We start from the raw sequence: 24,765 nt of genomic DNA on the forward strand, positions 1-24,765 counted from the left end.
GGGCGGGCCCTCATGACAGGCAGGATAGGCGCAGGGGCACAGGACAAAAGGAAGTCATGTAGCCTGCCGCCTCGCCTCCCCCGCCGTGCCGCCCGGAGACCCCACCCGGGCCCAGCCTCACTTCAGGCTGTCCGCCGAGACGTTCTGGATGTTGGCGACCTGGGGCTGCAACACGTCGTCAAAACGCATGACCGGCAGCCGGGAGCGGGCACGCGAGGTTCCTCACCCCGGAGGCAGGCCGAAGAGGGTGGGGGGAGGGTCGGCGGGGGGGCCCAACCCGGAGACGGTGATCCCCACGAGCCGCACCCCGCGGCCCCCGATCAGCTCGGCGCTCACGAGGCGGGCGGCGGTGCGGCAAAGCGTCCCCGCGTCGCGCACGGGGTAGCCCAGGGTGACCCGCCGGGTGACGACGGCCCGGCTGTCGAACCTCAGCTTGAGGATGACCACCCGCCCCGAGAGCCCCGCCCGCACGAGCCGCGTCTCCACCGACCGGGCGAGGTCCGGCAGCACCCCGCGCACCTGCTCCGGGGTCCGCAGGTCGTCGGCGTAGGTCTCCTCCGTCCCGATGCTCACGGGCGCGCGGCCTTGCTCCACCGGGCGGTCATCCTGCCCCCGGGCGATGCGGGCGAAATGCTCGCCGACCCGCCCGAACCACGCCACGAGCTGCTCCGGCGGCACGGAGCGCAGGTCCGCTCCCGTGTGGATGCCGTGCGCGGCGAGCTTCGCGGCGGTCGCCGGGCCGATGCCGTGGAAGTCGCCGGTGGGCAGGGCCGCCAGCAGCGCGTCCGCCTCCCGGGGCAGCAGCAGGGTCAGGCCGTCGGGCTTGTTCATGCCGCTCGCCAGCTTCGCCAGGAACTTATTGACGCTCACCCCCGCCGTGGCGGTGAGTCCAGTCGCACCGTGAATCTCAGCGCGGATGCGCTGCGCGATGCGGGTGGCACTCGGCCCACCCTGAAGCGGCGCCGTCACGTCCAGGTACGCCTCGTCGAGCGACAGCGGCTCGACGAGGGGCGTGTAGGCGGCAAAAATGTCCCGCACCTGCGCGCTCACCTCGCGGTAGGCGCCCAGCCTCGGCTCCACGACGGTCAAACCGGGGCAGCGTTCGAGGGCGCGGTAGAGGGGCATGGCGCTGCGCACCCCGAACACCCGCGCCTCGTAGCTGGCGGTGAGGACCACCGAGCGCTTGCCGCCCCAGGCGACGGCGAGGGGACGCCCGCGCAGCCGCGGATCGTCGCGCCGCTCCACGGACGCGTAGAAGGCGTCCATGTCCACGTGGATGATCTTGCGTGTCGCCCCCTCCACCCCTCCAAGTGTAGGCTCAGGCTTCGAGCCCGATAAAGACGGCCTTGAGGTACTCGGCCTCGGGGAAGGTGGCGGGGTGGTCGGGCGCGTGGCGGGTCGTGGCGAGTTCGCGCCACCGCCGGCCAGTACGCTCCGCCGCCGCGCGCACCACGTCCCAGAACTCCTCCGCTCCCACGTGGGCCGAGCACGAGGCGCTGACGAGGATGCCGCCCGGCGCGAGCCGCCGCAGCCCGTCCGCCGCCAGCCTCCCGTAGGCCCGGATCGCCCCGGCCCGTTCCGCCTCCCGCCGCGCGAGGGACGGGGGATCGAGGACGATCAGGTCGAACGTGCGCCGTGTGGTGGAAAGCCACTCGAACACGTCGGCCTGCACGGTTTCGTGGTGGCAGGCGGCGACGCTCGGGTCGTCCTCGTTCAGGGCGAAGTTGCGCCGGGCGCCCTCCAGAGCGTGCGCGCTGATGTCGAGGCTCACGACCCCTTGCGCCCCACCCCGCGCCGCGTACAGCGAGAAGCCCCCGGAGAAGGAAAAGGCGTTGAGCACCCGCCTGTCCCGCGAGAGGTCCCCCACCCGGCGGCGGTTCTCGCGCTGGTCGAGGAAAAAGCCCGTCTTCTGCCCGCGCACCACGTCCGCCTCGAAGCGGAGGCCCGACTCGCGGAAGATGACCGGGCCGTCCGGCTCCTGCCCGACGAGCGTCAGGCCGTCGTGCAGGCCCACCTCCCCCGCCGCGTCCCGGGTGTTGCGGCTCAGGCGCAGGACGACCCGGAAGCCAGGGGAACGGTCCTCCAACAGCCCCAGCAACAGGGGCAGGTGCGGAAACCAGGCCGCCGTATAGAGCTTGAGGACGAGCGTGTCGGCGTACCGGTCCACCACCGCGCCGGGAAAGCCGTCCGACTCGCCGTTGACCACCCGGTAACCGTCCGTATCCGGGCCGAAGAGGGGGGCACGGCGCAGGAGGGCGGCGTCCAGCCGGGCCGCCCACCACGCCCCGTCCACGGTGACGGGCGAGCCCGCGTGCAGCACCCGCAGCCGCAGCGGCGACGCGGGATCGTACAGGCCGAGGGCGAGAAAACGGTCGCGGCGGTCGTACACGACGGCGATCTCCCCGGCCTCGCCCCCCCGGTTTTGCTCGCGCACGCTGCCCTCGTAGAGCCAGGGGTGCCCCGCGCGCAGGTGCGACTCCGCTGCCGCCGTCACGCGCAGACGCAGGCGAGGGCGGGCAGGCTTGGGGGCAGAGGCAGACATGGGGGAAGGGTAGCGCTCGCACCTGCGGGTGAGACAGATGGGCGAACTGGGCAGGCCGGATTGACGCCGCGTTCAGGTGGCTGTCAGGTTCGGAGCGCTACCGTGGACGCTGGAGGCCAGGCATGAGCGTGCGCGCGTTTCTCTACGATTCGGACGGCGAGGACCAGGAGGTGGAGCTGACCCCCGAGCGGGTCGCGGGGCTGACGGACCGGCACCTGCTGTGGGTGGACGTGACGGCGCCCGGGCGGGAGGAACTGGACCGCCTCCGAACGGTGCTGGGGCTCCACCGCGAGTCGGTGCGCACGGTCCTCAACCCGGTCGGACGGCCCCGCCTGGAGAATTTCGGGCGGTACTTCCAGATCAACGTGGTCGCCGTCGAGACGGTGGCGGGCGAGCCGACCGACTACCGGGCGGTGCCGCTCGACTTTTTCTCCGGGCCCAACTACGTGGTGACGGTCCACCCGGACGAGGTGACCTTCCTGCGCGACTTCCGCGATCAGGTGCGGGGCGACTCCGACATCGGGCAACTCACGTCGGCGGCCTTCCTGGCGGCGCTCCTCGACTGGCACGTGACGAGCTACCTGCGGGTGCTCGACGACCTGGAGGGCGAGGTGGACGACCTCGACGAGGCGGTGCTGCGCAACCCCGCCGACCGCGAGTTCCTGGAAGACCTCGTGACCCTGCGCCGCCGGGTGGGCCGGCTGCGCCGCCTGCTCGCCCCCCACCGCGAGGTCTACGCCGCCCTCGCCCGCCCCGACTTCACCTTCATCGCGGAGACGGAGCTGGGCGCGCACTTCCGCACCCTCGAAGACCGCTTCGACCGGGCGCTGGACTCCATCGAGAACGCCCGCGACCTCGTGCTGGGCTCCTTCGAGCTGTACACGACCGGGACCAGCCAGCGCACGAACGATTCCGTGCGCGTCCTGACCGTGGTGACGGTGCTGCTGGGCCTCGTCGGCGCGGTGGCGGGGCTGATGGGCACCAACTTCACGGTGGAATTCTACAAGAGCGGCACCCACGGCTTCGAGTTGATGCTCGCCGCGCTCGCCGTCGCCAGCCTGCTCATCGTGTGGCACGCCCGGCGCAGCCGCTGGGTGTGATGGCGGCACCCGTGGGCTGTCCGAAAGTGGACGCCGCTCCACGCGCCCTGCTCTACCCTGAGGCCATGAGCCGCCTCCTGGCCCTCGGCCTCGCCCTGCTCCCTGCGCAGGCCGCCGCCCAGCTCCGCGCCGACCTCCAAAAGGACACGCCGCCGGGTCAGGCCACGTTGAGGGTCTACGACGGCGAAAAGTTACGATTTCAAGCCACGACCCAGGGGCTCAGCGCCGTAACGGAGAGCAAGTTCAGCGCGGACGGGCGGTGGCTGCTGAACGTGGCGAACGGGAACGGCTACGTCCAACTCTGGAACGTGGAGAAAGGCGAACGGGTGAGGACATTCAGGGGGCGTTCCTCCCGCATCTTCGGGGCCGATTTCACGCCGGACAGCCAGCGGTTGCTGCTGGATTTCAGCGGGGATACCACGCGCCCGAATCCCCAGCGCCCCGCTTACCTACCCTCACCGTCACTCTGGGACCTCGCCACCCTGGAGCGAATCGCCTTTCTCTACGACGACAAACGCGAGAGCTTCTACGACGGGGCCGTCCACTTCAGCACCAACGGGCAGAAGATGGTCTTCACCCGCAAAACGGACCATTCATCCGGTCCAACCTCTGTCTGGGACGCCCGAACGGGGCAACATTTGAGCACTGTCTCTCGCCTCCCATACCTCCCGGGAACGCCAAACCGCTGGGGGAGTGAAGGTCAGGGTGGAGCCGGAGCCGCCGACGCCCGCCTCTCCCCCGAGGGCAGCCGCGTCCTCGTCCTGTACGTGGATGGGCGACTGGCCGAGTACGACGCGAACACCGCCAAATTGCTGAGGGTGCGTGGCAAGGCGGGCGAGGCAGAGGCGCAGGCGCAGTTGGAGACCTTCGAGAAGTCAGTGCAATAAAAAAGCGGCCCCGTGAGGCCGCCTGTTTTGACCTGTCCCTCAGTCCGCCGCCTGCTCCCCCGCGCCCTCCTCCGGGAACACCTCGAGCACGCCCGCCGCGCCCATGCCGCCGCCGATGCACATGGTGATCAGCGCCTTGCCGCCGCCCCGGCGCCGCAGCTCGTAGATCGCGGTCGCCGTGAGCTTGGCGCCCGAGCAGCCCAGCGGGTGCCCCAGGGCGATGGCGCCGCCGTTCACGTTCATTTTCTCCTCGTCGAAGCCCAGCTCGCGGGCCACGGCGAGGCTCTGGGCGGCAAACGCCTCGTTCAGCTCGATCAGGTCAATGTCGTCCAGGGTCAGGCCGGTCTGGGCGAGGACCTTCGGCACCGCCCGCACGGGGCCGATACCCATCAGCTCCGGCTCCACGCCCGCCACCGCGAAGCCGAGGAACTTCGCCAGGGGTTTCACGCCGAGTTCCTGCGCCTTCTCGGCACTCATGACGAGGACGGCGGCGGCCCCGTCGCTGAAGGGGCTGGAGTTGGCCGCACTCACCGAGCCGGTCGCCTTGAAGGCCGGGCGGACCTTCGCCATGTCCTCCAGGTTGGCGTCGCGGCGAATCAGCTCGTCCTTGTCGAAGTTGAGGGTCGTGCTGGTGACCTTCGTGCCCTTCACCTTGTCCACCTGCACGGGCACGGGGATGATCTCGGCGTCGAACTTGCCGGAGTCCTGGGCTGCCGCCGCGCGCTGGTGGCTGCGGAGGGCGAAGCGGTCCTGGTCCTCGCGGCTCACGCCGTACTTGGCGGCCACGTTCTCGGCGGTCAGGCCCATGCCGATGTAGGCGCCGGGGCGCTCGTCCACGAGGTCGGGGTTGGGGCTGGGGTTGTGGCCGGTCATGGGCACCATGCTCATGCTCTCCACGCCCCCGGCCAGCATCACGTCCGCCTGCCCGGTCTGGATCGCCGCCGCCGCCATAGCAATCGTCTGGAGGCCGCTGGAGCAGAAGCGGTTGACCGTCACGCCGCCCACCGAGTCGGGCATTCCCGCCCGCAGCGCGGCCATGCGCGCCACGTTCAGGCCCTGCTCGGCCTCGGGGATGGCGCAGCCCATGTACACGTCCTCCACGATGGAGGGGTCCACACCCGCGCGCTTCACGGCTTCACTGAGCACGAGGGCGGCGAGGTCGTCGGGGCGGGTGTTGGCGAGGGTGCCTTTGACGCCGCGACCGACAGGGGTACGAACGGCAGAAACGATGACAGCATCACGCATGACTATCTCCTTGATTGACGAGGATTTTCTTGCTTTCCCATACTGCGCGAAGAGGCTCAGCCCTAACTTGTCGGAGGAAGTGACTTACAAGGGTAGTTGACGCGAGTTCCAGACTTTCGGGCAGTTGACTCGCCTGTACCATAGATTCGCGGAAGAGAACTTCAGACGAACCCTCCGCTTGAGTCTCGTAATGAAGTGCAACGAAGTCGGCGGAAACGGTAGCTTTATCTCCGTCTACCTTCAAACAGAGGTACCAGAACAACCCAAAAGACCCTTCAAAGTACACAGCTAGGCCAGACCGCATCAGGGCAGGATCGCCCTCAGATGCCGCCTCGAAAAAGCTTACTTCACGCAGTTCCTTGCAACTGAAGCCGAAACGCTCTTCGTAGGTCAGACCCTCCAACAAATCGCAGACCCTAGACCAAACATCAAATGCAGAGATGGCCCGAGAAAGCTCGCTCAACATCATGATTACCCCAACACCCGCGCCATGAACCCCTCCAGCGCCGCGTCGTACCCCGCCGGGTCGATGTTCCAACAGCGGATGTGCTTGGCTCCCTCGACCCGGTGGTACTCCACCAGATCGGGGCGGGCGGCGGCGAGGGCGTCGGCCTGCCCCACCGGAATGGTGCGGTCGCGGGTGCCGTGCCACAGGAGGATGGGCACCCGGAAGCCCGGGGCGGCCCTGATTTGGTCCACCGCGTCGAAGTCCTGGCCGCTGCGGCGGGTGACGACGTACTGCACGAAGGTCGCCACATGCCGCGCCACGAAGGGCGGCAGGCCGTACCGCCGCCCCTGCCAACGGATGGTCGCGCGCCAGTCGAGCACCGGGCAGTCGAGCATCACGCCTAGGACGGGGAGGGGGAACGGCTCGTGCTTGGGGCGCAGCACGCTCAGGACGATGTTGCCGCCCATGCTGAAGCCGTAGAGCACCGCCCGCCGGTAGCCCGCCTCCTTCGCCCACTCCAGGGCGGCGAGCACGTCCTCGGCCTCCTCGTCGCCCAGGGTGTGATAGCCGTTCCCGGAGCGCGGGGCGCCGAAGGCATTGCGGAAGGTGACGAAGAGGGAGCCTGCGCCCGTCCGCCGCAGCGCCGGGAGCATCCGCAACGCCTGCGAACGCTGCCCGCCGTGCCCGTGAACGACGATCACGATAGCGTCGCGCTCGCCCGAGACCGGCGGAATGTGCCACGCGGGCATGTCCCCCAGCGGCGTGCTGATGGCGGTGTTCTCGTACTCCACGCCCAGTTGCGCCGGGGTGCCGTTGTAGACGAAGGTGGAGACCCAGGCGAGGGCGCCATTGGGCAGCACGCCGCGCTCCTCCTGCACCTCGCGCCTCACGAGGGTTCCCGCCATCTTTGCAGAGCCTAAAATCGCATGTCCCCGGTTGGGCCGCAGGGGCACGATGCCGATGACACCACGGGAGAGCGTCTCCGGCGAGGCGGGCAGGTAGACCGAGTTGCCCCGCCGCCCCACCGGAACGAACGTCCCCTTCACCCAGCGAGTCTTGGACCGCAGGGTGATGTCGGCGCCCACGAACGTTGCCGCTCCCAACAGGGCGACATAGCCGAGAGCAGCCCAGGTGGCGACCTGGCGCTTGCGGACGTGGCGCAGACGGTCGAGGAGGCGGGGACGCTGGTTCATGGCTCAGTTCCTGAGCGGCTTGCCCGTCTTGAGCATGTGGGCGATCCGGTCCTGTGTGCCCTTCTTACCCAGCAGGGTGAGGAAGGCTTCGCGTTCAAGGTCGAGGAGGTGCCCCTCGCTGACTTTCGCGTTGCGGTTGTTGCCCGTGCCGCCGGAGAGCACGCGTGCGAGCTGGGTGCCGACCTCGGCGTCGTACTTCGTCGCGTACCCGCCTTCGGTCATGCCGTAGAGGGCGAGCTTGACGGCAGCGATGGCGGCGTCGCCCATCACCGGGATGTCCTGGCGGGGCGTGGGCTGCACGTAGCCGGGGGCGAGGGCGAGGACCTGCCGCTTGGCCTCCTCGATGATCCGGTTCTTGTTCATGACCACCGTGTCGTGGTCGCGCAGGAAGCCGAGCTTGCGGGCGTCGAGGGCGCTGGTCGAAACCTTCGCCGTGCCGATGAGTTCAAAGGCACGCTGAACGGCGGGCAGGAGGGGCTGACCCGGCTGGAGCTGGTCCGTGAAGCGCAGCAGCATTTCCTTCGTGCCGCCGCCACCGGGGATCAGGCCGACGCCGACCTCCACGAGCCCCATGTACGTCTCCGCGCTGGCGACGATACGGTCGGCGTGGATGGAGAACTCGCAGCCGCCGCCGAGCGCCAGGCCGAAGGGCGCGGCCACCGTCGGGTGCGGGCTGAAGCGCATGGAGGTCGTGACCTGCTGGAACTGCTTGATCGCGCTGTCCAGCTCGTCCCACTCCTCGGCCTGCGCCTGCGCGAGGACCAGCGGCAGGTTCGCCCCCGCGCTGAAGTTCTCGCCCTGGTTGCCGAGGACGAGACCCGCGAAGCCCATCTCCTGAACGAGCTTGTGCGCGTCCTGCACGGCGCGGAGCTGGTCTTCCCCCAGCGCGTTCATCTTCGCGTGCCACTCGACGAGCAGAACGCCGTCGCCGAGGTCCACGACGCTCGCGCCCGCCCGCTTCTTGACGAGCTTCGTGGCGTCCTTCTTCAGGTCGGTCAGAATGAAGTAGGGCGCCTCGTACTTCGTCGGCTCACCCGTCGGCGTGACCGTCTCCTCGCCCTGGTAGAAGCGTTCGCGGCCCGACTCCTTCATCGACTGGAGGAGGGGCGGGAGGGTGCGGCCCTCAGCCTCCAGGTTGGCGATCACGGTCTGGACGCCCAGGGTATCCATCGTCTCGAAGGGACCTTCCTCCCAGCCGAAGCCCCACTTCAGGGCGTTGTCGATGTCCTGAAGGCGGCCCGACACGACCCCGGCCATCTTCGCCGCGTACCAGAAGCCGTCGTTCATCACGCCGCGCAGGAAGTCGCCCTCCTTGCCTTCCGCGTTGTAGAGGGCCTTCACGCGCTGGGCGAGGGGCTGACTCTTCACCGCCTCCACGGCGGGCACGCTGACCTTGCCGCGGTCCTCGTATTCCAGCGTGTCGAGGTTCAGGCTCAGAATCTTGGTCTTGCGCCGCTCGTCCTTCGTCTTCTTGTAAAAGCCGCTGCCCGTCTTGTCGCCCAGCCACTTCTTCTCCTCCACCAGACGGCGGAAGGTATCGGTGAGGCTGAAATCTTCATCCTCCGGCGTGGCTTTCCCGAGGTCGTTGGCAACGTGGTAGATGATGTCGAGGCCGCTCAGGTCGGCGGTGCGGAAGGTCGCACTCTTGGCGCGTCCGAGGGCGGGGCCGGTGAGCTGATCCACCTCGTCCGGCGTCAGGCCCGTGCGCTCCATGTGCCTCATCGCGCGGATGATCCCGTAGACGCCAATGCGGTTGGCGACAAAGCCGGGCACGTCGTTGGCGACGACCACGCCCTTGCCGAGCGTGTGGTCCGCGAACTCGGAGAAGGTCCGCAGCACCTCCGGGTCGGTCTTCGGCGTCGGGATGACTTCGAGGAGGTGCAGGTAGCGCGGCGGGTTGAAGAAGTGCGCGCCGACAAAGCGACGCTGGAAGTCCTCGCCCCGGCCCTCGATCTGGAGGTGCATGGGAATGCCGCTGGAGTTGGAGGAGATGATCGCCGTCTTCTTCGCCACACCCTCCACCCGCGCCCACAGGTCCCGCTTGGCGTCGAGCTTCTCGATGATGGCTTCCAGAATCCAGTCGGCGTCCTTGAGCTTGCCGAGGTCGTCTTCAAGGTTGCCCGGCGTGATGAGCGCGGCGCGGGCGGGGTCCATGAAGGCGGCGGGGCTGGCCTTGAGTGCCCGCTGGATGCCCGCCTTGGCGAGGAAGTTGCGGTCGGGCTGGTCCGGCAACACGATGTCGAGCAGGGTGACGGGGATGCCCGCGTTGGCGAGCTGGGCGGCGATGGCGGCCCCCATCACGCCCGCGCCGATGACGGCGGCTTTCCGTATCTTCATGCGACCTCCGATAGCACAGAATAGATTCTTGAACTCGGTTCAAACTTTAGGGCGCGCGGGGGCGTTTTGTCCACCCGGAGCGCCACAGATGGGACGGAGTTCAGCGTGCGGCGAGCCAGGTGCGGGCGGCGGTTTCGAGGGCGGCGAAGGAGGGGAAGCCAGCGGTTCGGGCGGCAACGTCGGCCTCCCCCGTCTCCGCGAAGGCCCGGGTGAGTTGCCAGGGTCCCTCCTTGCCCCGGGTGGCCGCCAGGAACTCCACCACCCCGAGGCCCTGGCGGTAGGCGTTGTCCCAGCGGGCCTCGGGCACGTTCGGGAAGTCGGCGAGGTCAGTCAGGGGCACCCAGCCCGAGCGGGCGTAGCCGTTCACGCGGCTCTGCCACGCCCCCCAGCCCCGCTCGGAGACGAAGGCGCGGGCCGCGAAGTTCGCCAGTCCCTCGTGGAGCCACCAGGGGATGCGCTTGTCCCGGCCCGGACCCGCCGCGAGGCCGACGGCGAGGTGGGTGAACTCGTGGGTGAGCACCCGCAACGTCGCCGCCTCGACCTCCGCCGGGGTTCCACCCGGCATGACGAGCTTGATCGCCTCGCCCGGCTCGTTCCAGCCCGCGACGGGGGGCAGGGAGAGGTAGACGCTGGCGCTCAGCCGCGGGGAGTCCGGGTAGACCTTGACCACGGCGCCCTCGGGCACAGGCAGGCCCAGGACGTTCCTCACCTCCTGGGCGGCGCGGGGCAGCAGCGGGGCGAGGGGGGCGACACGCTCCGGCAGGCCCGGCACGTTCAGGGCGAGGAGGGTGCCCAGGCCCGTCTTCACCGGCGTGAACGCCTCCCCGGCATACCGCCACACCTCCCCCACCCGCACGAGTCCCACGGGCAGCGTGACGCGGCTCGGCTGTCCCTCGGCCCGGCTCTTGCCCTCCGGCACGCGCGTCCAGGCGAGGGTGAGGTTCGCGGACGCCCGCGCGCCCTCCTGCCGAACGTCGCTGAAGGTGTAAGTCACGTCCGTGGGCGTGCGGCGCGCGAGGTCCGCCGCGAAGTTCACCCCCTCCACGGTGAAGGTGCCGCCCGCAGCGAGGAGGGTGCGGTAGGCCGCGGCGTCTCCGGCACGGGCGGCCTGTTGGAGGGCCTGCGCCAACTCCCGTGGCGTGCGTTGCGCGAGGGCGGCGGGGCACAGCAGCGTCAGCCCCACGAGGAGGGCGGCACGAAAGATCATGCCCCAGCTTAGAGAGGCGGGCGGGCGGGGCGCCGGGCCCGAGCTCACCCTCCGGGCAGGAACCCCTTGACCACGAACACGACCGCGAGCCCCCCGAGCGCGGCGAGCGCGGCGACGCTGAGGCGGCGGTCCCTCCGCCACGCCCCCAGCGCCACCCACACGGCGGCGAGGACGGGGACGAGCGCCACGGCCACCACGCCGAGGAAGGCATACCCCGGCAACAGGACGCCCAGCGCGAGGAGGACTACGGCCACCCAGAAGCCCGCCGGGTAGAGCCAGGCGGGCAGGCCCGCGAGTTCGGTGTCTGACCCCCGCTCGGGTGGCGTCACCCGTTCCCCCAGTATTTCCACAGCAGTTGCCCCGCCGTGAAGATCAGGAGCAGGCTGAAAAAGAGCTTGAGCTGCGCGGCGGGAATCCGGCTTTGCAGGCTCGCCCCCGCCCGCGCCCCGATGAGCACGCCGAGCGCCACCCCCGCCGCCAGCCGCACGTCGAGCAGCCCGCCCGCCTGATAGACGAGCGCGTTGCCCACGGCGGTCAGGCCCATGATGAAGGTCGAGGTGGCGATGGCCTGCCGGATGGGCACCCCCGCGAGGAGATTGAGGACCGGCACCTGCACCGTCCCGCCGCCGATGCCCAGCAGACCGCTCATCACGCCCGCGAAGGTCATCGCCGGGGGCACGAGGCGGCTCGGTTCGCGCTCGACCTCCACCCGTTTGAGCCCCCTCAGCAGGTTGTAGGCGGAGTAGAGCAGCAGGATGGCGAACACCGTCGCTACCGCCCGCGCGGGGAGCACCAGCCCCAGGAAGCTTCCCAGCGCCCCGCCCAGGATGGTGTACGGCGAGAGGAGATACCCGGTCCGCGCCCGCACCAGCCCCTGTTTCAGGTAACTCGCCGCGCCGCTCAGGCCCACCGCGAGCACCCCGATCTGCGACACGGCGACCGCCTGCTGAATGGTGATCTCGCGCCCAAATTGCGGCAGCACGAACTCCAGCGCGGGCACGACGACCACGCCGCCGCCCAGGCCCAGGATGGCGCCCAGCACCCCGGCGAGCAGGCCAACGCCGATCACGGCGAGCATCACGAGAGGATCACGGGGAGGAGGCTAACACGGGCGGGGCGGCGGCCCATTGGGGTTCCGTTCGGAGAAGCCCCGCCTGCGTGGACCGCAGGGTGACGGCCACGCCGGGCACGGGGAGGCGGCACCCCACTCCTGCACCTCCCGGGGGTCACGGAGCGGCGACTGGAGACCGGGGGGCGGGATAGGCACGGGGGCGCGGCGGCCTCCTCACCCGCTCTACCCTGGCACCATGTACCTCCCCGCACACCACCGCATGGAGGACCAGGACGAGGGGGTGCGCTTCATGCGGGCGCACTCCTTCGCCACGCTCGTCACGGCCCCGGGCGGCGTGCCCTTCGCCACCCACCTGCCCCTGCTCGTTCAGGAGGAGGAAGGCGGGCTGTTTCTGCGCTCGCACCTCGCCCGCGCGAACCCGCAGTGGCGGCACTTCGGGCCAGAGGAGGTGCTGGTGATCTTCCAGGGACCGCACGCCCTGGTGGACCCGGCGTGGTACGCCTCGGCCCCGAACGTGCCGACCTGGAACTACGCGGTGGTCCACGCCTACGGCCACGCGCGGGTGGTGGAGGGCGAGCGGGCGCGCGCCGTCGCCTACGGGCTGGTCGAGCTGCACACGCCCGACATGCGGGCCATCCCCGAGGACTTCGAGCGCCGCCTGCTGGCCGGGGTGGTGACCTTCGAGATCGGGGTCACGCGGCTGGAGGGCAAATACAAGCTCAGCCAGAACAAGTCGGCGCAGGACGCCGAGAACGTTCGCCGTGAGCTGTCCCGCAGCGCCCGCGACCACGAGCGCGAGACCGCCGAGCTGATGCGGCCCCGCGAGTGACCCGGGTTCAGGCGTCCACCCCCACCGCCTGGGCCACGTTCCGCAGCCCGTCGCGCTCCAGCAGCCGACTCAACCCCCGGTTCATCCTCGCGGGCAACCCCGGCCCCTCGTAGATCAGCGCGGTGTAGACCTCGACGAGGCTGGCCCCGGCGCGGAGCTTGGCGTAGGCGTCCTCGGGGGTGAAGACGCCACCTACCCCGACGATGGGCACCCGCCCGCGCGTGAGGCGGTAGGCGTCCCGCACGAGGGCGGTGCTGCGCCCCGTGAGAGGCCGCCCGCTCAGCCCGCCCGCCTGCTCCCGGTGGGGGTGGGTCAGGCCGTCGCGGCTCAGCGTCGTGTTGCTGACAATTAGACCATCCGCTCCAGCCTCCACCACCGCCCCCACGCTCGCCTCGAAGTCTGCGGGGTGCAGGTCGGGGGCGAGCTTGACGAGGACCGGGGGAGCGCGGCGGGCGGTGTGGACCCGCCCTGCCTCCACTTCGATCAGCACGGCGCGCACGAGGTCCGCGAGGTCGTCCGCCGCCTGCAAGGCCCGCAGGCCCGGTGTGTTCGGGGAGCTGACGTTGACCACGAAGCCGTCGGCCACGTCGTACAGCAGGCGGACGCACGCCCGGTAGTCCTCCACCGCCCGCTCGTTCGGCGTGGTCTTGTTCCTGCCGATGTTGACCCACACGGGCGCGGAGCGGGTCGGCAGCGCGGCGAGGCGGGCGCGCAGGGCCTCCGCCCCCGCGTTGTTGAAGCCCATGCGGTTGATCAGGGCCCCGTCCTCCGGCAGGCGGAAGAGGCGGGGCCGCTCGTTGCCCGGCTGCGCGAGGGGCGTGACGGTGCCGACCTCCAGGAAGCCGAAACCCAGCGCCGAGAAGGCGGGCACGGCCTCCCCGTTCTTGTCGAGCCCCGCCGCCAGACCCACCGGGGAGGCGAAGGCCTGTCCCCACAGCGTCTGGGCGAGCCGGGGGTCGTGGGGGGCGCTCAGGCGGCGGGCGGCTTCCGGCCACGCGCGCACCCGCGACGCCACGCCCAGAGCCCGCAGGGTGAGGTGGTGGGCGTCCTCCGCGTCGAGTCGGAAGAGGGCGGGCTTGAGGCGGCGGTACATCCCCCGCAGGATACGGAGCCGGGCGGTCACCCCACACGGACTTCTGCCCCAAAGAAAAACCCCGCCGCGGGGGCGGGGCGGGAGACGCTCAGAGCCGCGAGGCGGCGAAACTCGGTTCGAGCTGCACGAGGCGGGCGTGCTCCTGGCGCTCGCTCTGCTCGATCAGGTCGGCCAGGGTCGTGCCGCCGAGCACATCGCGTAGCGCCGCGTCGACCCGGTGCCACAGGTCCACGGTGCCGCACACCGACTGGCTGCTGCACACGTGGTCCTCCTCCACGCAGGAGACGGGGGCGATGCTGCCCTCCATCGCGGTCACGACCTCGTAGGCGTTGATGGCGGCAGCCGGGCGGGCGAGGCGGTAGCCGCCGTGCGCTCCCCGCACGCTCCGGATGAAGCCCGCGCGGCGCAAGTTGGAGGCGATCTGCTCCAGGTAGTGCTGGCTGATGCCCTGGCGCTCGGAGACGTCCTTGAGCGGCACGGCGTCTCCGCCCCGCCGCCCGATCTCGATCAGGGCGCGCAGACCGTACTGTGCTTTGGTCGAGACCCACATGGGGACATTCTACCCGGAAACCCGGGTGAGGAGTAGGGAATTACCGTCAATTCGTGAAGGCCGCGTGGTGGGAGGGGCGGGCGCGGCCCGGAAACGTTCCCCGGGCAGGGTGGCGGCCCTCGCCCCTCCCCTAGAATCCGCCCCGTGAACCTCACGCTGCCCCCAGGTTTCTCCCCGGCGGACGTGCTCCTGCGGCTGCGGGCGGCGGGCGCGCCGGGGGTGGCCCTGCTGGAATCGCTCGGCCCGGTGACCTCCTTCAGCCGCTCTTGCCTCCTGAGCGCGTGGCCGGTGCAGGTCCAGCACGAGGTGCCGCAGCGCCCTGGGGGAAACGCCCTCTTCCCCGCCTGGCTGGGCGGCCTGAAGTACGAGGCGGCGCGGGCGTTCGGGCTGGGGACGCACGACCCCCAGGGCGAGCCCGGCTGGTGGGGCCTGTACCCCAGCGGCCTGGTGTGGGACCGGGGGGCGGGCACGCTGGAGGCCGTGGGCGAGGCCGGGCACGTGGACTGGGCGGCGGTGCTGTCCCGTGAGCCCGCCCCGATGCCCCCGCTCACGGTCGGCCCCTTCGGCGCGGACGACGTGGACTACCCGGCGGGCGTGCGGGCGGTGCAAGACCTCATCCGGGCGGGCGAGGTGTATCAGGTCAACCTCTCGCGCGGGGTGCGGGCGCGGGCGACGGGCGACCCCCTGGCCGCCTACCTGCGGCTGCGGGAGGTCAACCCCAGCCCCTTCATGGCCTTTCTCGACACGGGGGCCGAGGTCATTGTGTCGTGCAGCCCCGAGCGGCTGGTGGTGTGGGAGGGCGAGACCGTCTCGGCCCGGCCCATCGCGGGCACCCGGCGCCGGGGCGACACGCCGGGGGAGGACGCGGCGCTGGAGCGCGAACTTCGCGCCAGCCCCAAGGAGCGGGCCGAGCACACCATGCTCTTGGACCTCGTGCGGCACGACCTGGGGCGCGTCTCGCAGCCGGGCACGGTGCGGGTGCCCGACTTCGGGCTCGTCGAGCGCTATAGCCACGTCATGCACCTCGTCTCGGAGGTGACGGGCGCGGCAAGGCCCGGGCTGACCGTGCGGGAGTTGCTCGGCGCGACCTTCCCGGGGGGCACGATCACGGGCGCCCCCAAGGAGCGGGTGATGGAGGTGATCCGCGACCTCGAACCCGGCCCGCGCGGCTGGTACACGGGCGGCGTCGGGATCGTGAGCGGGGCGCGGGTGGACGTCAACATCCTGATCCGGACCGCCGCCTTTGTCCGGGACGGGGAGGGCTGGACCGTGCAGGTCCGCGCCGGGGGCGGCACCGTCATCGACGCCGACCCGGCGCGCGAGGCGCAGGAGACGGTGCACAAGGCGCAAGCGCTCCTGAGCGTGCTCGCGGGGGTGCCGGGTCGGCCCGCGAGGCCGCCCGCTCCCCCCGTGCCCGGCGTGGCCTGGGCGCCGCCGCCCGCCCCGCCCGCGCCCGGGCTGCGGGTGCTGCTCCTCGACAACCACGACTCCTTCACCATGAACCTCGCCCACGACCTGCTCGCGCTGGGGGCCTCGGTGGACGTGCGCTCGCCGGGCGAGACGGCAGAGAACCTGCTGGCCTCCCGCCCCGACGCCGTGCTCGTCGGGCCGGGGCCGGGGACGCCGGGCACGAGCGGCTGCACCCTCAGCCTCACGCGCGCGTGCCTGGAGCGGGGCGTGCCGCTCCTGGGCGTGTGCCTGGGGCATCAGGCGCTCGGGCAGGTCCTCGGCGGGCGGGTGGAGCGCTCGGCGCCCGTGCACGGGCGCCCCGAGGCGGTGCGGCACGGTGGCGACGGCCTCTTCGCGGGGCTGCCGGACGGGGCCGCGTTCGGGCGTTACCACTCGCTCGTCGTGCGGGGGCTGCCGGAGGAGGTCGTCACGGCGCGCAGCGCGGACGGGGAGGTCATGGCGCTCGGGGTGCCCGGCCTCCCCGCCTGGGGCGTGCAGTTTCACCCCGAGAGCGTGCTCAGCCCCGGCGGGCGGGTCCTGCTCGCCAACTGGCTGAGCCTGAGCGCGGCGGCGAAGACGTGAGACCCCTGCCCCCCGAGGTGAACCGGGCCGCGTGGCTGCTCGGCGAGACGGCCTTCACGACCCTGCGGACCCGCCACGGCTCGCCGCTGCTGTGGGGGGACCACCTCGCGCGGCTGGCGAACACCTGCGCGGCGCTGGGCCTGCCGCCTCCCGAGGACCGGCCTCCCCCCATTGGCCCCCTCCCCTGGGGCCTATTGCGCCTGACCGTCACCCCGGAGGGCACGTTCTGGTCACACCGCCCGCTCGCGCCCGGCCCGCGTCCGGCAGGGGGCGTGCGGGTGTGGCTCACCGGGCGGCGCACCCACCCCGACCTCGCCGGGCACAAGACGGGAAATTATCTTCCCTACCTCCTGGCGGGGCGGGACGCCGCACAGGCGGGGGCCTTCGAGGGCTGGCTGACGGACGCCGCCGGGTGTCTGACGGACGGGGGGCGCACCTCTCCCCTCCTCGACCTCGGCGGGCGGCTCGTCGTGCCCGCGGGCGGGTTGCCGGGCGTCACCCGCGCCGCCTTCCTGCGGGGTCAGCCCTCCGAGGAGCGGCGGGTGGGGCCGGACGAGCTGCGCGGGGTCACGCGCGCCTGGCTGTGCGGGAGCGGCGTGGGCGTGGTGCCCGTGCGCGAGGTCGCGGGGGAGGGGTGGGTGGTGGGCCTCCCCCCGGAGTGGCCCCGGACGGACGACCCGGCGCTCGTCTGGCCGGAGTAGGGCCCCACGCGGAGGGCGGCGAGGTCTCCCCCGCCGCCCGTGCCCTCTTCGCTGCTCCCTTTCTCGGGAGGTCAGTGGCCGTCTTGCCCGGCGCGCTCGCTCTGGAGGCGGCCTCCGCCCGTGGCCTCCTCGAGGCGCATCGCCCCGAAGCGGCGCATGATGCTCAGGGCCTCGTTGGCCCGCGCGCCGTCGGGATCGCGGGCGATCACGAGGACGTTCCCGGCCTTGATGCCGTTGTAGAAGCGCTCGGCCTGGGCGGGGGGCACGCCCATGCGGCGCAGGAGTTTGACGTAGTCGCCGTGGTCGCTGCCCGTTAGGGCCCCGAAGAGCCCGCCGAGGCCCGCGCCGCCGATCAACCCGAAGAGCATGGCGAGGACGCCGCCTTCCTGGTAGACGCGGGTGTCGGGGATGAGCAGCAGCAGCAGCCACACCGGAAAGGTCAGCGCCAGGCCCGCGAGGGCGCCGAGCAGGGTGCCGCGGATGACGCTGCCCGAGCCGCCGGGCGCGCCCTCCTCGGGGCTCACGCCCGTCTGCTGGGCGAGGGTGTCCTTGGTGATCGCGTCGAGCATGCTGAAGCCGAGGTGGTCACGGTCAAAGCCGCGCTCTTGCAGGGCGGCGAGGGCCACCCGCGCCTGCTGCGGCTCACGAAAGAGGGCAACGACACTTTCCATCGCTCCCGGTTCTACCACGGGTGCGGCGCGCGCGGCGAGGGACGAAAGCAACATGCCCCTCTCAGGGAACGCCCCACCCCCCGGGGGGCCGGGGTCTTTCGTCCCGCTTCCCCCGCAGGAGGTACGTTCCGCCCACCGGACGTTTTCTATACTGCCCGCATGACCGGCGTGGCGTCCCTGATCCTCCCCGGCGCGGCCTTCGAGGCGAGGCTGCGCGAGGTGCTGCGCTCGCGCGTCGAGTTCATCGAGCTGATCGGGGAAGACCTCGTCATGGCGGGCGGCAAGCGGGCGCGGCCCACCGTCACCTACCTCGCCGCGCAGGCCCTGGGAACAGGCGCCCGGCACCCCCTCTGGCCGGGCGTCACGGACCTCGCCGCGTGCGTGGAGCTGCTGCACTCGGCCTCGCTGCTGCACGACGACCTGATCGACGACGCCGACACCCGGCGCGGCCAGCAGGCGGCCTTCCGCCGCTTCGGCAACGTGGTGTCCGTGATGAGCGGCGACTTCATGCTCTCGCGGCTGCTCGTGCTGCTCGCGGGGTTGCCGGGGGGGGCGGGCCTCGTGCGGGCCTTCGGGGAGACGGCCAGCCTGGTGTGCGAGGGCGAGGTCTTGCAGTTTCAGGTCGCCGCCTACGCCGACTACTCCCTGGCGAACTACCTCGACGTGATCCACGGCAAGACGGCGGCCCTCGCCGAGCTCGCCGCGTTTTCCCCCGCCCTCGTGCTCGGCGCCCCCGACGAGCGGCGGGAGGCACTGGCGACCTTCGGGCGCGAGTACGGCCTCGCCTTTCAGATGCGCGACGACCTCCTCGACCTCGCGGGCGACGAAGGGTTGATCGGCAAGCCGGTCGGCGGCGACCTGCGCGAGGGCAAGGCCACCCTGCCCGTCCTCCTGCTGCTGGGCGGTCCCCAGCAGGAAGAGGTCCGCGACATCCTCGCCCGCCGCGCCGCCGCCCCCGGGGACGTGGCCCGCGTCCGCGACCTCGCCCTCGCCGCGGGGGCCGTGGACGCCACCCGCGAGGAGATCGGGCGCCGCGTCTCCCTCGCCGTGGGCGCCCTGGCGGCCCTGCCTCCCTCCGAGGCGCGTGAAGCCCTCGCCGCCCTCGCCCGCCACGAGACCGAGCGCGCCCGCTGACGGGGCGGCGACCCCGGGGCCTGTCCGGTCAAGTCGGACAGCGTGGAGGCGCCTCCTCTCCCCCCCGAAATCACCCGGCGGGATGGCGCCCTGAAGGAGCCGGGGCCTGCCGGGACCCGGTGCGCCCGTCAGGAGGGAGGGAGGGCTCGCATTTGCCAGGCGGCGCCCTTTTACCCCAATCGCCCCTGCACAGCGCCCGCCTGTCTATGCGTGTATCCTCGGAACGCTAGATCAATGCGGAGGAAAGCGTGATGAGGGCATCCGGACTCAACTGGCAGGGCCTGATGGAGCAACTTCAGGAGGCGCTGCCGCACTGCGAGGTGACCGACCAGTCCCTCGCCTATTTCAAATACCCGAAACGCACCGTGAGCGTGAATCTGCCGGTGCGAATGGACGACGGCACGGTGCGCGTCTTCCGGGGCTACCGCACGGTGCACTCGACCGCGCGCGGCCCCAGCATCGGCGGCGTGCGCTTCAAGGCGGGCCTGAACGCCCACGAGTGCGAGGTGCTCGCCGCGATCATGACCCTCAAGGCCACGGTGGCCGACCTGCCGCTGGGCGGGGCGAAGGGCGGGGTGGACGTGGACCCTTCTCTCCTGAGCGCCCACGAGCGCGAGGGGCTGGTCCGGCGCTACACCTCGGAACTCGTGGAGCTGATCGGCCCCACCGAGGACATCCTCGCGCCCGACGTGGGCTCGGACCCGCAGGCGATGGCGTGGATGCTCGACACCTACGGCGAGAACACGGGCTCCACCCTGAGCGGCGTGGTCGTCGGCAAGCCGATGAGCCTGGGCGGCAGCTACGGCAGCAAGGACGCCCGGGGCCGCAGCGCGGCGCTCGTCACGGGCCGGATTCTGGAGGGGCGCGGCGAGAGCCTGAGCCGGGCACGCGTGGCCGTGTACGGCTTCGGGGACGTGGGGCGCCGGGCCGCGCAGACCCTCGCCGAGCAGGGGGCCCTGGTGGTCGCCGTCTCGGACCAGCAGGGGGGGGCCTTCGCCAGCGGGGGGCTCGACCTCGAAGCGCTCTCGCGGCACCGCGAGGAGCACGGCACGGTGCAGGGCTTCGCCACCGCCATCACCGCCGGGGAGGTCGTCGAACTCGACGTGGACGTGCTGATGCTCGCCTACGACTACGGGGCCGTGAACGCGGGGAACGCCCACGCGGTTCGCGCCCGTTACGTGGTGGAGGCGACGAACCGCGCGGTGCTCCCCGAGGCCGAGCGTTTCCTGAGGGCCCAGGGCGTGACGGTCCTGCCCGATCTCGTCGCCAGCATCGGCGGGGTGATTGTGAACTACCTCGAATGGGTGCAGGACGCCTCGAACTTCTTCTGGACCGAGGACGAGATCAAGCGCGCCATCGACACGCGCGTGAACGCCGCCGTGGACCGGGTGCTCGCCTTCGCCCACACGCGCGGCGTGGACGACCTGCGCACCGCCGCCTACGCCCTGGCCCTCGGGCGGCTGCACGAGGCGAGCGTGATGCGGGGCGTGTATCCGAGAGGAGCTCAGCCGTCCGCCGTAAGGGCTCTTGCTGAGAGCTGACGGCTGATTCCTGACCGCCCTCTCCCCTTCCTGCCCCCAACCGGAGGTTCCCAATGACCGCCACGCAAGACCCCCAGAACCAGACCCCAGCTCAACCCCAGCTCGGCGGGCACACCCTGCCGAGTTACCTCGATCCGAACAACATCGGGCCGTACGAGATCTACCTCGAGCAGGTCGAGCGGGTGACCCCCTACCTCGGCAAGCTCGCGTACTGGGTCGAGACCCTGAAGCGGCCCAAGCGCATCCTCGTGGTGGACGTGCCGATCCACCTCGACGACGGGACGGTCGCGCACTTCGAGGGTTACCGGGTGCAGCACAACACCTCGCGCGGGCCCGCCAAGGGCGGCGTGCGCTTTCACCAGGACGTGACCTTATCGGAGGTCATGGCCTTATCGGCGTGGATGACGATCAAGAACGCCGCCGTCAACCTGCCCTACGGCGGGGGCAAGGGCGGCGTGCGGATCGACCCGCGCAAGTACTCGACCGGGGAACTCGAACGCCTCACCCGCCGCTACACGACCGAGATCGGGCTGGTCATCGGGCCGGAAAAGGACATCCCGGCGCCCGACGTGAACACCAACCCGCAGACGATGGCGTGGATGATGGACACCTACTCCATGAACGTGGGCCGCACGGCGACGGGCGTGGTGACGGGCAAACCCGTCTCTTTGGGCGGCTCGCTGGGCCGCGGCGACGCCACCGGGCGCGGCGTGTTCGTGACCGGGGCGGAGGCGCTCGTCAAGCTGGGAATGCCGCTGGAGGGCGCCCGGGTCGCCGTGCAGGGCTTCGGCAACGTGGGGAACGCCGCCGCGCGCATCTTTTTCGACCACGGGGCGAAGATCGTCGCCATCCAGGACGTGACGGGCACGGTCCACAGCGAGGCGGGCATCAACCCCTATGCGGCTGCCGCCCACCTCACCCGCACGGGCAAGATCACGGACCTGGAGGGCACCGAGGAGCTGGGGCGCGACGAGTTCTGGAGCGTGGACTGCGACGTGCTGATCCCCGCGGCGCTGGAAAAGCAGATCACGGCGGAGAACGCGGGCCGGATCAGGGCGAAACTGATCGTCGAGGGGGCGAACGGCCCGACGACCCCCGCCGCCGACGACCTGCTCCGTGAGCGCGGGGTGACCGTCGTGCCCGACGTGCTGGCGAACGCGGGCGGCGTGACGGTGAGCTACTTCGAGTGGGTGCAGGACTTCTCCTCCTTCTTCTGGACGGAAGACGAGATCAACGCCCGGCTCGACCGGATCATGCGTGAGGCGTTCCTGGGTCTATGGGACGTCAAGGAGCGCCACGGCGTCACCTTGCGGACCGCCGCCTACATTGTGGCCTGCACGCGGGTGCTGGAGGCGCGGGCGCTGCGGGGGCTGTACCCGTAAGGTGGTCCGCGATCAGCAGGAAAGAAGGCCTCGGCAGGTGCCGGGGCTTTTTTGTGGTGTCTCCCCCCTCGGCGGGCGCCCCACCTCGCCCCGGCTGACCGCTGAAAGCCGACCGCATTACAATGCCCCCCATGTCCGACCTCTTGAGCGGGTGGCACCCGGCCCCGGCGGGGTTCAAGCACGTGGTGAGCGTGTCGCTGGGAAACAGCAAGCGCAACGCCCGCGAGGAGATGAGCGTGCTGGGCCAGCCCTTCGTCCTGGAGCGCATCGGCACCGACGGGGACGCGAGGAGGGCGGCGGCCCTCTTCCAGGCGCTCGACGGGCGGGTGGACGCCTTCGGGCTGGGGGGGGCGGACCTGTACGTGATCGCGGACGGGCGGCGCTACACCTTCGGCAACGTCCGCAAGCTCGTCTCACACGCCAAGATCACGCCCGTGCTCGACGGCAGCGGCCTGAAGAACACCCTCGAACGTGACGCGGTGGCGCAGCTCGACCCCGTGCTGAACTGGCGGACCAGGCGGGTCCTGATGGTCTCCGCGGTGGACCGTTTCGGCATGGCGGAGGCGCTCTCGGAGCACGGGGCGGACGTGGTGTACGGCGACATCGTGTTCGGGCTGAACCTGAACGTGCCGCTGCGGTCTATCGGGGCCCTGCGCCGGGTGGCCCGCCTCGCCCTGCCCGCGATCACCAAGCTGCCGCAGGACTGGTTTTATCCCACGGGCGACAAGCAGGAGACGAGCGTGGAGGGCCAGGGCACCCGCCTCTACGCCTGGGCCGACGTGATCGCCGGGGACACCCACTACGCCAAGCGCTACGCCCCGCGCGACCTGATCGGCAAGACGATCCTCACCCAGACGATCACCGAGGCTGACCGCGCGTGGATGAAAGAGCGCGGCGTCGCCCGACTGATCACGACTACCCCGCGCATCGGGAGCCGCAACTTCGCCACCAACGTCCTCGAAGCCTTCTTCGTGGCCCTCAGCGGCAAACGCGAGGCGCTGAGCGAGGAGGAATACCTGCGCTTCGTCCGCGAGGTGGGCTTCAGGCCGGAGATCAACGAGCTGGGGTGAGCGGGGAATGGACTGCATAGGGTTGACTCATACCGCATCACGCGCTATCTTATTTCCATCACCGCCCAAGAGGGCGGATTTTTATTGCCCCGTGCCGCCCTCCTCCTCCCGGAGCCACCCGCGCCACTCCCCGGGGGCGTCCACCGCGAAGCGCAGGAGGTGCCCGAGGACACTGCCGGGCCGGGCGTCCCACAGCTCGTCGGGCGTGGGCTCGTCGTTCAGATGGTCGAAGGCCATGCCCAGGTACACCTCCAGGATGCGGCCCTCCGCCCCCTCGCCGAGCAGGGCGGGCGCCACTTCGTGGTAAGCGTCCAACGCGTGCGCGGCGGCGTGGGGCGGCAGGGCGGGAAAGTCGAGGGCGGGGTCGGCCCACCCGGCGTCTCCCCAATCGATGAGCGCGGCGAGCGAGCCGTCCGGGTGGACGAGCAGGTTGCCGGGCTGCGCGTCCCCGTGGAGGAAGCGGGGGGCGGGCCGGGGCAGCGCGGCGGTGCGGGTCAGGAGCCGGACGGCCCAGTCGGCGGTCAGGCGGTCGATGCGCCCGGCGGTGGCGGCGGACTCCACCCCCTCCCGCGCGTCGGGCAGGTCCCAGATTTCGGGCCAGCCGCGCGGGTCGGGCACGTCGGTGACGCTCAGGTGCAGGCGGGCGAGTTCGCGCTCGGTCTCGCGGGCGGCGCGGACAGAGCGGGGGTCGGCCACGTCCCAGCCGGTGCCGTGCAGGCTGGGGGCGTTCACGCGGGCGTAGACGGTGACGGGTGCGTCCACCACCTCCCGGCTGTCGTCGAAGGCGAGGAGGGGCGGGGTGCGGATTCCGGCGCCCAGCGCGGCGGGCACGGCGACGGCCTCGGTGCGGGCGTCCTCCTCGCCCGTCTCGTCCCCCGGCACGGCGACGCGCAACACGACCTCGCCGTCGGCGTAGGCCCGGTTCACGATGCCCGCGCTGGGCAGTCTTTCGAGGGGGCCGCGCAGCCCGTGTTGGCGCGCGAGGGCGGCGAGTTCGGCGGGGGTCAGGTCGGGGAGTCCGGTCACGTCCCAGTCTCCCCTGCACAGGGGACGGAAGGCGTCCGTCATCCGGCGGGTACACTCGCCCCCATGCAGGCGCTTGTGGAGGCGATTCGGGAGCAGGGGCGGATACTGCCGGGCGGGATTCTCAAGGTGGACGGGCTGGTGAACCACCAGCTTCTGCCGGGGCTCACCCGCGAGATGGGCGAGCGGTTCGCGGCGGGCTTCGCGCCCCTCGCGCCCAACAAGGTCGTCACCATCGAGGTGAGCGGCATCGCCCCCGCGCTGGCGACGGCCCTCGTGCTGGGGGTGCCGCTGGTGTACGCCCGCAAGAAAAGGCCCGTCACCATGCACGAGGTCGCCTACACGGCGCAGTCGGTCAGCCGCACCAAGGGGGGCGTGGTGGACCTTTTCGTGAGCAGCGAGTTCCTGGGCGCGGGGGACCGGGTGGTCGTCGTGGACGACTTCCTGGCCTCGGGCGGGACGCTGCGGGCGCTCTCGCGCATCATCGCGGCGAGCGGGGCCGAACTCCTCGCTCTGGGCTGCGTGATCGAGAAGGGCTTCGAGGAGGGCCGGGACAAGCTCGCCGACCTGGGGGTGCCGATCCTGACGCTGGCGAACATCGTGCGGATGAGCGAGAAAGAGGGCGTGGTGGTGGAGGCGGGGGGCTGGGGCGAGGCGCCGACCCTCGGGCGGGAGGTGCCGTCCACCCACTCCTAGGGGGAGGCCGGGG

Annotated in this window: 23 protein-coding genes; 10 read left to right on the plus strand and 13 right to left on the minus strand. The window is 71.3% G+C overall.

Translation table 11 applies throughout. From position 1 onward, the window contains the following. Positions 1-222: 222 nt before the first annotated feature. Both dinB and A7B18_RS05370 read right to left on the minus strand, forming a co-directional pair. Positions 223-1,302, minus strand: a complete 1,080-nt coding sequence (gene dinB / locus A7B18_RS05365; RefSeq protein WP_102125666.1) for a DNA polymerase IV — start codon at positions 1,300-1,302, stop codon at positions 223-225. A 16-nt stretch (positions 1,303-1,318) separates the two neighbouring features. Then, positions 1,319-2,542, minus strand: coding sequence for a 23S rRNA (cytosine(2499)-C(5))-methyltransferase (locus A7B18_RS05370; RefSeq protein WP_102125667.1), 1,224 nt, complete (start codon positions 2,540-2,542; stop codon positions 1,319-1,321). 122 nt (positions 2,543-2,664) lie between these two features. On the opposite strand from A7B18_RS05370, the gene A7B18_RS05375 reads away from it, so the two are divergent. Both A7B18_RS05375 and A7B18_RS05380 read left to right on the plus strand, forming a co-directional pair. Next, on the plus strand, positions 2,665-3,642 hold the full coding sequence (locus A7B18_RS05375; protein WP_102125668.1) for a magnesium transporter CorA family protein: 978 nt from the start codon (positions 2,665-2,667) through the stop codon (positions 3,640-3,642). Positions 3,643-3,707: 65 nt separating this feature from the next. Beyond that, entirely contained in the window at positions 3,708-4,529 is an 822-nt protein-coding gene (locus A7B18_RS05380) for a WD40 repeat domain-containing protein (RefSeq protein ID WP_102125669.1), read from the plus strand. Between the two features lie 39 nt (positions 4,530-4,568). On the opposite strand, the gene A7B18_RS05385 is transcribed toward A7B18_RS05380, so the two are convergent. The 7 genes from A7B18_RS05385 to A7B18_RS05410 form a co-directional block, all read right to left on the minus strand. After that, the gene (locus A7B18_RS05385) at positions 4,569-5,774 is read right to left on the minus strand and encodes a thiolase family protein (protein ID WP_102125670.1); all 1,206 of its coding nucleotides are present in this window, start codon (positions 5,772-5,774) and stop codon (positions 4,569-4,571) included. Next, positions 5,767-6,243 (minus strand): hypothetical protein, encoded by a 477-nt coding sequence (locus A7B18_RS21290; RefSeq protein WP_146009467.1) that lies wholly within the window; start codon positions 6,241-6,243, stop codon positions 5,767-5,769. The genes A7B18_RS05385 and A7B18_RS21290 overlap by 8 nt, the downstream gene beginning before the upstream one ends. A 2-nt stretch (positions 6,244-6,245) precedes the next feature. Further along, positions 6,246-7,415, minus strand: coding sequence for an alpha/beta hydrolase family protein (locus A7B18_RS05390; protein ID WP_102125671.1), 1,170 nt, complete (start codon positions 7,413-7,415; stop codon positions 6,246-6,248). A gap of 3 nt (positions 7,416-7,418) precedes the next feature. Continuing rightward, on the minus strand, positions 7,419-9,752 hold the full coding sequence (locus tag A7B18_RS05395; protein WP_102125672.1) for a 3-hydroxyacyl-CoA dehydrogenase/enoyl-CoA hydratase family protein: 2,334 nt from the start codon (positions 9,750-9,752) through the stop codon (positions 7,419-7,421). Positions 9,753-9,852: 100 nt separating this feature from the next. After that, positions 9,853-10,959: a hypothetical protein gene (locus tag A7B18_RS05400; RefSeq protein WP_102125673.1), complete on the minus strand. Its 1,107-nt coding sequence runs from the start codon at positions 10,957-10,959 to the stop codon at positions 9,853-9,855. 44 nt (positions 10,960-11,003) lie between these two features. Further along, positions 11,004-11,288: a hypothetical protein gene (locus tag A7B18_RS05405; protein WP_245872751.1), complete on the minus strand. Its 285-nt coding sequence runs from the start codon at positions 11,286-11,288 to the stop codon at positions 11,004-11,006. Further along, the gene (locus A7B18_RS05410) at positions 11,285-12,037 is read right to left on the minus strand and encodes a sulfite exporter TauE/SafE family protein (protein WP_102125674.1); all 753 of its coding nucleotides are present in this window, start codon (positions 12,035-12,037) and stop codon (positions 11,285-11,287) included. Before A7B18_RS05410 ends, A7B18_RS05405 begins: the two co-directional genes overlap by 4 nt. A gap of 229 nt (positions 12,038-12,266) precedes the next feature. Here A7B18_RS05410 and A7B18_RS05415 point away from each other — a divergent pair, with 229 nt between their 5' ends. Further along, positions 12,267-12,860: an FMN-binding negative transcriptional regulator gene (locus A7B18_RS05415; protein ID WP_102125675.1), complete on the plus strand. Its 594-nt coding sequence runs from the start codon at positions 12,267-12,269 to the stop codon at positions 12,858-12,860. Between the two features lie 7 nt (positions 12,861-12,867). On the opposite strand, the gene A7B18_RS05420 is transcribed toward A7B18_RS05415, so the two are convergent. Both A7B18_RS05420 and A7B18_RS05425 read right to left on the minus strand, forming a co-directional pair. Beyond that, positions 12,868-13,953 (minus strand): quinone-dependent dihydroorotate dehydrogenase, encoded by a 1,086-nt coding sequence (locus A7B18_RS05420; RefSeq protein ID WP_102125763.1) that lies wholly within the window; start codon positions 13,951-13,953, stop codon positions 12,868-12,870. Positions 13,954-14,041: 88 nt separating this feature from the next. Continuing rightward, complete coding sequence (locus A7B18_RS05425) at positions 14,042-14,503, minus strand: RrF2 family transcriptional regulator (RefSeq protein ID WP_102125676.1); 462 nt, start codon at positions 14,501-14,503, stop codon at positions 14,042-14,044. A gap of 144 nt (positions 14,504-14,647) precedes the next feature. Here A7B18_RS05425 and A7B18_RS05430 point away from each other — a divergent pair, with 144 nt between their 5' ends. Both A7B18_RS05430 and A7B18_RS05435 read left to right on the plus strand, forming a co-directional pair. Beyond that, on the plus strand, positions 14,648-16,534 hold the full coding sequence (locus tag A7B18_RS05430; protein WP_245872752.1) for a chorismate-binding protein: 1,887 nt from the start codon (positions 14,648-14,650) through the stop codon (positions 16,532-16,534). Then, entirely contained in the window at positions 16,531-17,235 is a 705-nt protein-coding gene (locus tag A7B18_RS05435; RefSeq protein ID WP_102125677.1) for an aminotransferase class IV, read from the plus strand. Before A7B18_RS05430 ends, A7B18_RS05435 begins: the two co-directional genes overlap by 4 nt. A 71-nt stretch (positions 17,236-17,306) precedes the next feature. On the opposite strand, the gene A7B18_RS05440 is transcribed toward A7B18_RS05435, so the two are convergent. Continuing rightward, positions 17,307-17,906 carry a hypothetical protein gene (locus tag A7B18_RS05440; protein ID WP_102125678.1) on the minus strand — a complete coding sequence of 200 codons (600 nt, stop codon included), beginning with the start codon at positions 17,904-17,906 and terminating at the stop codon, positions 17,307-17,309. Between the two features lie 159 nt (positions 17,907-18,065). On the opposite strand from A7B18_RS05440, the gene A7B18_RS05445 reads away from it, so the two are divergent. The 4 genes from A7B18_RS05445 (at position 18,066) to A7B18_RS05460 (ending at position 23,033) form a co-directional block, all read left to right on the plus strand. Beyond that, entirely contained in the window at positions 18,066-19,040 is a 975-nt protein-coding gene (locus tag A7B18_RS05445; RefSeq protein WP_102125679.1) for a polyprenyl synthetase family protein, read from the plus strand. A 251-nt stretch (positions 19,041-19,291) separates the two neighbouring features. Then, positions 19,292-20,581 carry a Glu/Leu/Phe/Val family dehydrogenase gene (locus tag A7B18_RS05450; protein WP_102125680.1) on the plus strand — a complete coding sequence of 430 codons (1,290 nt, stop codon included), beginning with the start codon at positions 19,292-19,294 and terminating at the stop codon, positions 20,579-20,581. 53 nt (positions 20,582-20,634) lie between these two features. Next, entirely contained in the window at positions 20,635-21,963 is a 1,329-nt protein-coding gene (locus tag A7B18_RS05455) for a Glu/Leu/Phe/Val family dehydrogenase (protein WP_102125681.1), read from the plus strand. Between the two features lie 131 nt (positions 21,964-22,094). After that, positions 22,095-23,033, plus strand: a complete 939-nt coding sequence (locus tag A7B18_RS05460) for a quinate 5-dehydrogenase (protein ID WP_180970028.1) — start codon at positions 22,095-22,097, stop codon at positions 23,031-23,033. An 81-nt stretch (positions 23,034-23,114) separates the two neighbouring features. On the opposite strand, the gene A7B18_RS05465 is transcribed toward A7B18_RS05460, so the two are convergent. Next, the gene (locus tag A7B18_RS05465; protein WP_180970029.1) at positions 23,115-24,059 is read right to left on the minus strand and encodes a phosphotransferase family protein; all 945 of its coding nucleotides are present in this window, start codon (positions 24,057-24,059) and stop codon (positions 23,115-23,117) included. Between the two features lie 63 nt (positions 24,060-24,122). Here A7B18_RS05465 and xpt point away from each other — a divergent pair, with 63 nt between their 5' ends. Beyond that, on the plus strand, positions 24,123-24,752 hold the full coding sequence (gene xpt, locus A7B18_RS05470) for a xanthine phosphoribosyltransferase (RefSeq protein ID WP_102125683.1): 630 nt from the start codon (positions 24,123-24,125) through the stop codon (positions 24,750-24,752). The last annotated feature ends 13 nt before the right edge of the window (positions 24,753-24,765 follow it).

The sequence above is a fragment of the Deinococcus planocerae genome (assembly GCF_002869765.1).
In the GTDB taxonomy this organism is placed as follows: domain Bacteria; phylum Deinococcota; class Deinococci; order Deinococcales; family Deinococcaceae; genus Deinococcus; species Deinococcus planocerae.